General features: G+C 63.2%; 5 protein-coding genes and 3 pseudogenes. 3 read left to right on the forward strand and 5 right to left on the reverse strand.

Going from position 1 to position 10,410, the window contains the following annotated elements:
* Positions 1 to 357 (reverse strand): annotated as a pseudogene (locus tag EN994_RS06190) (bifunctional [glutamine synthetase] adenylyltransferase/[glutamine synthetase]-adenylyl-L-tyrosine phosphorylase); the annotation flags it as partial.
* Here EN994_RS06190 and EN994_RS06195 point away from each other — a divergent pair.
* Positions 349 to 1,593 (forward strand): annotated as a pseudogene (locus EN994_RS06195) (bifunctional [glutamine synthetase] adenylyltransferase/[glutamine synthetase]-adenylyl-L-tyrosine phosphorylase); the annotation flags it as partial. The pseudogenes EN994_RS06190 and EN994_RS06195 overlap by 9 nt on opposite strands.
* A gap of 59 nt (positions 1,594 to 1,652) precedes the next feature.
* On the opposite strand, the gene EN994_RS06200 reads toward EN994_RS06195, so the two are convergent.
* From EN994_RS06200 to pepN, 4 genes are all read right to left on the reverse strand, one after another.
* Positions 1,653 to 1,985 (reverse strand): hypothetical protein, encoded by a 333-nt coding sequence (locus EN994_RS06200; RefSeq protein WP_244514280.1) that lies wholly within the window; start codon positions 1,983 to 1,985, stop codon positions 1,653 to 1,655.
* A 97-nt stretch (positions 1,986 to 2,082) separates the two neighbouring features.
* On the reverse strand, positions 2,083 to 2,343 hold the full coding sequence (locus EN994_RS06205) for a type II toxin-antitoxin system prevent-host-death family antitoxin (protein ID WP_013532628.1): 261 nt from the start codon (positions 2,341 to 2,343) through the stop codon (positions 2,083 to 2,085).
* Positions 2,344 to 2,450: 107 nt separating this feature from the next.
* Positions 2,451 to 4,772, reverse strand: a complete 2,322-nt coding sequence (locus EN994_RS06210) for a PAS domain-containing sensor histidine kinase (protein WP_013532627.1) — start codon at positions 4,770 to 4,772, stop codon at positions 2,451 to 2,453.
* 259 nt (positions 4,773 to 5,031) lie between these two features.
* Positions 5,032 to 7,677 carry an aminopeptidase N gene (pepN, locus tag EN994_RS06215; RefSeq protein WP_127307439.1) on the reverse strand — a complete coding sequence of 882 codons (2,646 nt, stop codon included), beginning with the start codon at positions 7,675 to 7,677 and terminating at the stop codon, positions 5,032 to 5,034.
* Between the two features lie 156 nt (positions 7,678 to 7,833).
* Between pepN and EN994_RS06220 the strand changes: the two genes are divergently transcribed.
* The gene (locus EN994_RS06220) at positions 7,834 to 10,140 is read left to right on the forward strand and encodes a xanthine dehydrogenase family protein molybdopterin-binding subunit (RefSeq protein WP_127307440.1); all 2,307 of its coding nucleotides are present in this window, start codon (positions 7,834 to 7,836) and stop codon (positions 10,138 to 10,140) included.
* Positions 10,137 to 10,410 (forward strand): annotated as a pseudogene (locus EN994_RS06225) (EamA/RhaT family transporter); the annotation flags it as partial. The gene EN994_RS06220 and the pseudogene EN994_RS06225, both read left to right, overlap by 4 nt.

Below are 10,410 nucleotides of genomic sequence, written 5' to 3' on the forward strand. Positions count from 1 at the left end.
ATTGGACTGCAGCAGGGAAAACAGCTGGATGCCGGCCGGCAGGCCGGCGAGAAATTCGTCGAAGCGCATCAGCGCTTCGTCGGCCCGGCGCGTCTGGCCGAAGGAGCGCAGCAGCGCCGGCGTCAATTCCGTCAGCCGCTCGCGCGCCTCCGCCGACTGGGTGACGCGATAGCGACCGAAATGCCAGCCTCGGATGACGCGGCAGATGTCGCTTGGCCGCTGGAAGCCGAGGCCGTGCAAGGTCTGCAGCGTATCGGGATCGTCGACATCGCCGGTGAAGACGAGATTGCCGATGCCTGTCGACAGTTCGGGTGCTGTTTCGAACAGTGCCGCGTAGTGGCGTTCGACCTGCTGCAGTCCAATCCGGCCCTGCTCAAGCTCCTGGCAACGATCATGGGTGCGGCGCCCCGGCTGGCGGCGATCATCACCCGCCGGCCGCATGTCTTCGATGGTCTGCTCGACCCGGCCTTGCTGACGGAGCTACCGGACCGCGCCTATCTGTCGGCACGGCTTTCCGCCTTTGTCGAGGGCGACCGGCTTTATGAGGACGTGCTCGACCGGCTGCGCATTTTTGCTTCCGAGCAGAAATTCCTGATCGGCGTCCGGCTGCTCGCCGGCTCGATCGATCCGGCGCGCGCCGGCCGCGCCTTCTCCGATCTGGCGGATCTCACCATCGAGGCTGCGTTGCAGGCGGTGACGGCCGAATTCGCGGCGCGCCACGGCACCATTGCCGGCGGCGTGGTTGCGCTGCTCGGCATGGGCAAGCTCGGCAGCCGCGAGCTGACCGCCGGATCGGATGTCGACCTGATCCTGCTTTACGACCACGCGCCGGACGCCGAGGAGTCCGATGGCGACAAGCCGCTGGCGCCTTCGCATTACTACACCCGCATGACGCAGCGGCTGATCGCAGCTGTGTCGGCGCCGACGGCGGAGGGCGTGCTCTACGAACTCGACCTGCGCCTGCGGCCATCAGGCAACAAGGGTCCTGTGGCGACCCATATCGATGCCTTCAAGAAATACCAGCGCCAGGAAGCCTGGACCTGGGAGCACATGGCGTTGGCACGCGCGCGCGCCATAGCTGGCGACGCCAGCCTGTGCAGTGAGGTTGAAGCGGAAGTGGCGGCGGTGCTTGGTCAGCCGCGCGACGCCGCAAAGGTGATGGCCGAGGCCTCGGAGATGCGGGCTATGATCGAGAAGGAAAAGCCGCCGCGCGACCTGTGGGACATCAAGCTGATCCCCGGCGGCCTGATCGATCTCGAATTCATCGCCCAAGTCGCTGTCATCACCGGGCAGGTAGGCGCCGGGCCGCGCGTTACCGGTACCGCCGAAATCCTTTCGCGCCTGTCACCGGGCTTCGCCAATGCCGGGGCGAGGCAGGAGCTTTTCGACGCCTATGCGCTCTATCTGGCGCTGACCCAGATGACGCGGCTGTGCCTTACCGGAGCCTTCGAGCGCGACGACGTTCCGCCGGGGCTTTCGGATCTGCTTCTGGCGGTGACCGACCTGCCGGATTTCGGTGTGCTCGAAGCACACCTCAAGGAGACGTCGCAGAAGGTCAGGAAGGATTTCGACCTTTTGCTTCGTGCGGGATGACCGGGAAGCGATCGTCCCTTGGAATCGGGGACGTTTCGTGGTCCTCCAGTCTCATGCAGCTACTCTGTTCGCCGAATCTGCTGCAGCGCCCGGCTTGCGTGAGACTGCAAAATCCGGTCGCGCAGATAGGCATAGAAACGCGGCGGCAGCATGCCATAGTCGAATCGGGACGGTTTGCTCCCCGCGATAGGCCTGAGATCGGGACCCGGCCAGAGGAAATGATTGGTTTCGGTGACGACGATCCATGATGGCGTGTCATCGAGGCCGAGATAGGCTTTGAGGGGCGCAGGTATTTCTACTGCATCGGCAGGATCTGCTGGTGGCGAGTGTGTGACCGGAACGACCGTTATGACTTCACGGCCCTCCACGACCGCGCGGCGACAATGGCGCATGATCGGTTTTTGCGACCTTCTTCGGCACCCTTTTCGTGTTCTCTCACCCAGAGGTAAGAATAGGAAATCACCAGACCCGGGATAGGTTTGGGCAGGCTCACGGTGTCCAGTCTTTGAGCATTGCATCAAGCCCGGCATATTCGCTCGATACGGCGCTTTCGGCGATGGCGTTAAGCGTCTCGTCGTCCAGCTCTTCCACAGGACGGGCGACCCGTCCCTTGACCAAGACCTCGAACATCGCCGCCGACAGGAGTACCGTGTGGGTCCGGCCATTCTTTGTGATTGCGACCGGCGCACGCTGGGCAGCATCCTGAAAACGCCCGACATTCTGCTGGAATTCCGTTGAAGTCACTCGCATGACAAGGCCTTTCTTTTTTATCCAAAATAGATAAAATAGATAACTTTGTCAAAGCGTTTCACCTCGCGTCCACGAGGTGGATCAGGCCTGGGATGGTGATAAAAACTTCACGCTGCAACCTTGACGGCCAGCACGCTCTTCTTCACCGGAATGCGCACCGACACGATAGTGCCGACACCTTCGCTCGACCGGATCTTCAGCGCGCCGCCCTGAAGCTCGGCCAGCGAACGTGAGATGGCAAGGCCAAGGCCGGACCCGGCATGGCTCTTGGAGAACTGGTTCTGCACCTGTTCGAACGGCCGTCCGAGCTTTCCGAGCGCCTCCTTGGGGATGCCGCAGCCATTGTCCTCGATCGTCAGCACCAGCGCGCCGGATGTGTTGCGGGCCCTGACCGATATGTGGCCGCCGTGGCCGGTGAACTTCACCGCATTGGACAAAAGGTTGATGACGATCTGCTTGATCGCACGGCGATCGGCGACCAGCGTCAGCGCATCGGCAATGCGCGTTTCCACGGAGATGGCCTTTTGCGCCGCCTGCAGCGAAACGACGCGTACGGTTTCGCTGATCAGCGGGCCGAGGTCGATCTCTTCCCGGTCCAGAGAGAACTGGCCGGCCTCGATCTTGGACATGTCGAGAATATCGTTGATGACGCCCAGCAGGTACTTGCCGCTGCTGTTGATGTCGGTGGCATATTCCTCGTAGCGCTCCGATCCGAGCGGGCCGAACAGCCCTTGTTCCATCAGTTCGGAGAAGCCGATGATGGCGTTCAGCGGCGTGCGCAACTCATGCGACATGTTGGCCAGGAATTCGGATTTGGCCCGGTTCGCCGCTTCGGCCCGTTCGGTTTCCTTCATGTATTTGCGGTTGAGGTCGACCAGTTCGCGCGAACGCTCCTCTTCGGCCCGCCGCGCGAGGCTGAGATCATGGATCGTTGCCATCAGCCGTCGCTCACTGTCGACCAGCTTCTCCTGGTGCAGCTTGATCTGGGTGATGTCGGAACCGACCGAGACGATGCCGCCGTCCCGGGTCTTCAGTTCGTTGACCTGCAGCCAGCGGCCATCGGCCAACTGCCGCTCGAAAGTGGCGCCGCCCTGCAGGCCGCTGGTGTGGGCAAGCCGCCTTTCGGAAGCAAAGGCCAGCATGCGTTCTTCCAGAGCCGCGCGCGCGGTGCCCGGCATCACGTCGCGGTCCGAAAGCCCGTTGTCCTGCTGGTATTTGGAATTGCACATGATCAGGTGCTGCGTCGAATCCCACAGCACGAAGGATTCGTTGATGTTCTCGATCGCCGTTCTGAGGCGAAGGTCGGCAGCCTCGGAACGCAGCGCCAGATGACGCTGTTCGGTGACGTCGACGGCGATGCCGATCAGCTGGATCTCCGGCGCTTCCGGATCGATGACCTGTGCCCGCGCGCGCATCCAGACCCATTGGCCATCGGCATGGCGCATGCGGAACACCTGATCGATGTGATCGATCTCGCGAGCGACGATTCTGTTGGCGAGCTCGAACAGGTCGCCGTCCTCGGGATGGATGATCTGATCGACCTCGCCGAAGGACAGCATCGTTTCGCAAGGCTTGTAGCCGAGCATGTCGTACATCGAGCGCGACCAGTACATCTTGCCGCGCACCATGTCCCAGTCCCACAGGCCGCAGCGGCCGCGAACCAGCGCCATGTCGATGCGCTGATGCGCTTCGAGGTAGATGCGGTCGGCCGCCTGCGCACGTGCCGCCTGGCCGAAATAGGCATAGAGGATGACGATCAGCACACCGGCCGTCAGCACGAACAGGGTGACGTTCAGCGAAACGGTCTTGCGCCAGGCATCGAAAACCGCGTCCTGTGGCACCAGGGCCGCCGATGCACCCTTTCCGCCATTCGCCAGGCTGACCGCGGCGTACCAATCCCGTCCGTCGATGTTGACGTCCATGACGCCCGCACGATCGCCGAACATGAACAAGGGCTGGCCGCCCTCGACGAGGCCGTCCAGAGAATGGCCCTGCCATGGCATCGAGCGTGGCGTCACCGCGACGATCTTGAAAGCGCTGTCGGTGATGACAAGCACATGGCTGCGGCCCATCGCGCCCTGACGGCTGGTGGTCTCCAGCAGATCCTGTATGGCGCCGGGCACCGTTTCCGAGGTGGTGGCGAGCGAACTGGCCAGCTGGCCCGCCGCCAGCGTCAGGATCGCCTTGGCATTGCGCTCGACATCGTCGCGCTCGTTCATCAGCGACAGCACGCGCAGCGCCGCGATGACGATCAGGAAGGTGATGATGAGGACGGGTATTGATCGGCGCAGCAGCGGCTCGGCGGCCAGAAGCCGCCGGTAGGCCGGTTCGGCGATGAGTCGCGTATTCCCGGCAAGACCGTCGCCGCGCGTCTCACGATGCGCAAAAACCGTCCCTCCGGGCGCGCCCCACGCGTCCGCCTTCGCCATAAATGGCACTCCCCGAATTTGCCTATGCTGCTTGGTGATCCGGCAAACGCCGCACTTCCGAATCGTCAGTAAAGAATCAAAGGTGATTCGCCTTGTCCAGTGGTCCGGCGAAAAAAGATTAAAAATCGACTAAAATAATGGGCTTTCGCTGGCGCAGCGCCTAACGGAAGCCGCTGCTGGCAGGTCCTGGTTGAAATTCACCAGCTTGGCGGCGTGCACGGATCTCCCTTCTGCCACAAGGGGAGAAGGAAGAGAGCGGCTAAGCCAGCGTGCGCTCGACAATATCCCGCAGATCCGCCGACAGGTTTTCGGCGCCGGCGATCGAGAGCAGCGCTTCCCTGGCCTTCGCCTGCCGCAAGGGTTCGAGCGAACGCCAGGATCTGAGCGCCGTCGCCAGCCTTGCCGCCACTTGCGGGTTGCGCTTTTCAACCTCGAGGACGGTTTGAGCAAAGAACCAGTAGCCTTCGCCGTCGGCCCGGTGGAAGCCGGTCTGATTGGCGCTGGAGAAGGTGCCGATCAGCGAGCGCACCCGGTTCGGATTGCCCATCGAGAAGGCCGGGTGGTTGGTCAAGGCCTTCACGGTGTCGACGGTTTGCGGCCCCGGTACGCTGGCCTGGATCTGGAACCATTTGTCCATGATCAGCGGGTCGGACCCGTAGGTCGTCTCGAAAGCCGCCAGCGCCTCGACCGCCTCGGGCGAACCGTGGTGACGATGCGCGAGCACGGCAAGTGCTGCCGCGCGGTCGGTCATGTTGGTCGCGGACTGGAAATGCCCGGCAGCGAGTTCCGCTCCGCCCGGCTGCAGCGACAGATAATCCAGCAGGGTGTTGCGCAAGGCGCGTCGCCCGGCGCTTGCCGCGTCGGGGCTGAACGCTTCTCTGTCGGCAAGGCTGAGGTAGAGGCCCGAAAAAACGTCCCGGTTCGCAGTGCCGATCGCCAGCGCCAGTGCCTCGCGAGCCGCATAGATGGCATCGGGGTCGATGTTCCTGCCGATGTCGCGGGCAATGTCGGCTTCGCCGGGCAGGGCCAGCGCCAATGCCCGATAGGCCGGCTCCAGCGTCTCGTCGCCGGCAATGCTGCCGGCGAGTTCGATCAGCCGCGGCGCAAAGGCCGGCTGCTTGCCGCCGAGGATCTCGCGGAACGCTGATATCAGCGCATCGGTCAACAATGTGTTGAAAGCCTGCCAGCGCGAGAAGGCGTCGCCGTCGTGGCGGGCGAGGAAGAACTGGTCGTCGGCTTTCTGCTCGACGGACAATGTCACCGGCGCCGAAAAGCCGCGGTTGAGCGACACGGCCGGGCGCTCGGTGACGCCTGAAAACCGCACCATGTGGCGACGCTTGCGGATATGGATGACGCCGTCCTCGACGCTGGCGCCCTCGACGCTACTATACGGCACAGGCTTGCCGCCGGCGCCGATCAGCCCGAAAGCGAGCGGGATGTGCATCAGCCGCTTGCGGCTTTCGGAGGGTGTCGGCGGCACCGACTGCTCGATTTCGAGCGTGAACTCCTGCGCGGCCTGATTGTGCGTCGAACTGATCGTCAGGTTCGGCGTTCCCGCCTGATGATACCAGAGCGCGAACTGCGACAGGTCGCGGCCGGACGCATCCTCGAACACCTTGATGAAATCCTCGATCGTCGCCGCGTCACCGTCGTGCCGCTCGAAATAGAGGTCCATGCCGGCGCGAAACACGTCGGCACCGAGAATTGTGCGGATCATGCGCACCACTTCGGAGCCCTTCTCGTAGACCGTCGCGGTGTAGAAATTGTTGATCTCGCGGTAGCGGCGCGGCCGCACCGGATGCGCCAGTGGGCCCTGGTCCTCTGGAAACTGGTGGGCGCGCAAGGTCCGCACCTCGGCAATACGCTTGACCGCGCGCGAGCGCTGGTCGGCGGAGAATTCGTGGTCGCGGAAAACCGTCAGGCCTTCCTTCAGGCAGAGCTGGAACCAGTCGCGGCAAGTGATTCTGTTGCCTGTCCAATTGTGGAAATACTCATGCGCTATGATCGCCTCGATATTGGCGAAATCGGCGTCCGTCGCGGTCTCCCGGTCGGCCAGCACATATTTGTCGTTGAAGATGTTGAGGCCCTTGTTCTCCATCGCGCCCATGTTGAAGTCCGACACGGCGACGATGTTGAAGACGTCGAGATCGTATTCGCGGCCGAACGCCTCCTCGTCCCATTTCATCGACCGCTTCAGGGCGTCCATCGCATAGCCGGCCAGCGTCTCCTTGCCGGGCTCGACATAGATGCCGAGCTCGACCGTGCGGCCGGACAGGGTGACGAAACTGTCCGCGAGCCGGCCGAGATTGCCGGCCACCAATGCGAACAGATAGGACGGCTTGGGGAAAGGGTCGTGCCACACTGCATAATGCCAGCCGTCGCCGAGGTCGCCCTTTTCGAGCGGGTTGCCGTTGGACAGGAGCAGCGGCGCCTCGTCGCGCATTGCCTCCATGCGCACCGTGTAGACGGACAGGATATCGGGACGGTCGAGGAAATAGGTGATGCGGCGAAAGCCCTCGGCTTCGCATTGCGTGCAGTAGACGTGGCTCGAGCGGTAGAGGCCCATCAGGGCTTCGTTGCCCGCCGGCGCCACCTCGGTCTCGATGAGCAACTGGAAGCGCCGCGCCACCGGTGGCTTGAGGATGGTCAACTGGTCGGGCGTCGCCAGCAGATCCGCCGGTTTTACCTTCTTGCCGTCGATCTCGATGTGCTTGAGCGTAAGCCCGTCGCCGTCGAGCACCAACGGAGCCGATGCGGAGACGCCGTCACGGCGCTCTATCGTGAGCACGGCGGTGACACGCGTTGCGTCTGGCGAAAGGCGGAAGGTGAGGTCGGTTTGCGGAATGAGGTAGTCGTTGGGGCGATAGTCTTCGAGCTTGAAGACCTGGCCGGTGTCCGTGCGCATTCCGTGGGTTTTCCTGTCGATTGCGTTGGCGGCGGATTGTGTCCGCTGGTCCAAGAAATTTGAAGTCCGCGCTCTTTACACGAAACGGCCCCTCGACAAAACTGAGGCAATGCCTATTTCAGGCGTTCGTTCTCCTGTCATCATCACGAGGCATCCATGACCGTCGTCACACCGAAATTCGGCATGGGCGCATCCGTGCTGCGGCGCGAGGATGCCGCCTTCATCCAGGGCCAGGGCCGTTATACCGACGACATCCAGCCGGCTGGCGTCCTGCATGGCTATCTCCTGCGTTCGCCGGTCGCCAAGGCCAGCTTCACCATCGGTTCGACCGAGGCGGCGAAGGCCGCACCTGGCGTCCATCTGGTACTGACCGGCAAGGACCTTGCCCATCTCGGCGATCTGAAATCCGGCGTCATGCAGGAACAGCCGGACGGCACCAAGGCGCCGACGCGCGACATCCCGATCCTGTGCCGCGACCGCGTCAACTATGTCGGCGATGCCGTTGCCTTCGTCGTCGCCGACAGCCGTGCCTTGGCGCAGGATGCCGCTGAATTGATCGATGTCGACTATGACGGCGAAGACGCGGCTTCCGGGACCGCAAATGCACTTGCCGAAGGCACGCCGCTGGTCTGGCCGGAGCTCGGTTCCAACCGCGCCTTCAGCTACCACATGGGCGACAGGAAAAAGACCGAAGCGGCTTTCGCCAAGGCCGCACACGTCACCCGCATCGAGTTCGTCAACAACCGGCTGGTCTGCAACTACATGGAGCCGCGCTCCGCGATCGGCGAATGGAACGTCGAGGAGAAGCGCTTCGTGCTGACCACCGGGTCGCAAGGCGTGCACTCCATGCAGTACATCCTGGCCAGCGTGTTCAAGATCAAGAAGGGCCAGTTGCGCGTCATCACACCTGATGTCGGCGGTGGTTTCGGGCCCAAGAGCTTCGTCTACCGCGAATATCCGCTGGTGCTGGAAGCGGCGAAGCGGCTTGGCCGCCCGGTGAAGTGGGCCGGCGACCGCACGGAACACTTTCAGACCGACGCGCAAGGCCGCGACAATTCCGTCACGGCCGAGATGGCACTGGACAAGGACGGCCGCTTTCTCGGCATGAAGGTGGACCTGCTCGCCAACATCGGCGCCTATATCTCGCAATATGGTCCGTTCATCCCCTATATCGGCGTCACCATGTCGACCGGTGTCTACGATATCCAGGCGCTCGACGTCTCGGTGACCGGCCTCTACACCAACACCTGCCCGGTCGATGCCTATCGCGGTGCCGGCCGGCCGGAAGCAGCCTTCCTGCTGGAAAAACTGGTCGATGCCTGCGCCCACGATCTCGGCCTGCCCGTCGAGGAGATCCGCCGCCGCAATTTCATCCGGCCGGAGCAATTTCCCTACCGGACGCAAACCGGCCGCCTCTACGACACCGGTGAATTCGAAGGCCATATGGAGCGCGCCATTGAGCAATCCGAATGGAAAGCGTTTCCGGAGCGGCTGGCGCAGTCGAAGGCCGGCGGAAAAATCCGCGGTCTCGGCATGGCGACCTATATCGAGGCCTGTGCCTTTCCGGGCTCGGAGCCGGCCTTCGTCGAACTCAATGGCGACGGCACGGTGACGCTGAAGATCGGCACCCAGACCAACGGACAGGGACACGCCACCGCCTATGCGCAGTTCCTGTCGGAAAAGCTCAATCTCGACATCGACAAAATCCATGTCCGCCAGGGCGATACCGATGAATTGAAGGCCGGCGGCGGCACCGGCGGCTCGCGCTCCATTCCGCTGGGGGGTGTGTCGGCTTCCCGCGCGGGCGAGGATCTGGCCAACAAGATCAAGCGCATCGCCGCCGACGAGCTGGAGGCTTCTGCCGGCGACATCGAGTTGTCCGATGGTGTTGCCCGCATCGTCGGCACCGATCGCTCGCTCGATTTTTCCAGCATCGCCAAGGCCGCCAAGACGCCTGACGATCTCAAGGGCTTTGGCGAGTTCGTGCAGGACGAATGCACCTATCCCAACGGCACTCATATCTGCGAGGTCGAGATCGATCCCGACACCGGCGCGACCGAGATTGTCCGCTACACCATCGTCGACGATTTCGGCGTGACCGTGAACCCGATCCTGCTCGCCGGCCAGGTGCATGGCGGCGTCGTGCAAGGCATCGGCCAGGCACTGACCGAGGACACTATCTACGGCGAGGACGGACAGCTTTTGACGGCGAGCTTCATGGATTACGCCATGCCGCGCGCCGACAATTTCCCGTTCTTCCATTTCGAGACCCGCAACGTGCCGTCGACGACCAATGCACTCGGCATCAAGGGCGCGGGCGAGGCCGGCACCATCGGTTCGACCCCGGCGGCACTCAATGCGGTGACCGACGCGCTCTGGCGCGCTTATGGCGTCAAGCACATCGACATGCCGGCAACGCCGGCGCGTATCTGGGCGACGATCCGAGAAGCGTCGGGAGCGTGACAGCGGGCCCCGGCAGCCCCTCGGCCACAGCCAGCGATGATGCCGGCGGGCACGACACGCTTACCGGCATCATGCTCAAGATCGTGTCGGTGGCGGTCTTCGTCGGCATGCAGACCTGCATCAAAGCCGCAGGCACGGTTCCGGCCGGCCAGATTGTCTTCTTCCGCTCTTTCTTCGCCATCTTCCCGATCATCGCCTTCCTGGCCTTCAGGAAAGAGCTCGGCACTGCCTTCACCACCAAGCGTCCGTTCAACCACATCGCCCGCGGCC

Source organism: Mesorhizobium sp. M7A.F.Ca.CA.002.09.1.1 (genome assembly GCF_003998555.1).
In the GTDB taxonomy this organism is placed as follows: Bacteria; Pseudomonadota; Alphaproteobacteria; order Rhizobiales; family Rhizobiaceae; genus Mesorhizobium; species Mesorhizobium ciceri.

Coding starts and splice junctions, on each gene's coding strand:
- pepN (WP_127307439.1), bottom strand. CDS start 7,677: ATGCGCACGGACACCGGCCAGGTCTTCAAGCTCGAAGACTATCGCCCC.
- EN994_RS06220 (WP_127307440.1), top strand. CDS start 7,834: ATGACCGTCGTCACACCGAAATTCGGCATGGGCGCATCCGTGCTGCGG.
- EN994_RS06210 (WP_013532627.1), bottom strand. CDS start 4,772: ATGGCGAAGGCGGACGCGTGGGGCGCGCCCGGAGGGACGGTTTTTGCG.
- EN994_RS06200 (WP_244514280.1), bottom strand. CDS start 1,985: ATGCGCCATTGTCGCCGCGCGGTCGTGGAGGGCCGTGAAGTCATAACG.
- EN994_RS06205 (WP_013532628.1), bottom strand. CDS start 2,343: ATGCGAGTGACTTCAACGGAATTCCAGCAGAATGTCGGGCGTTTTCAG.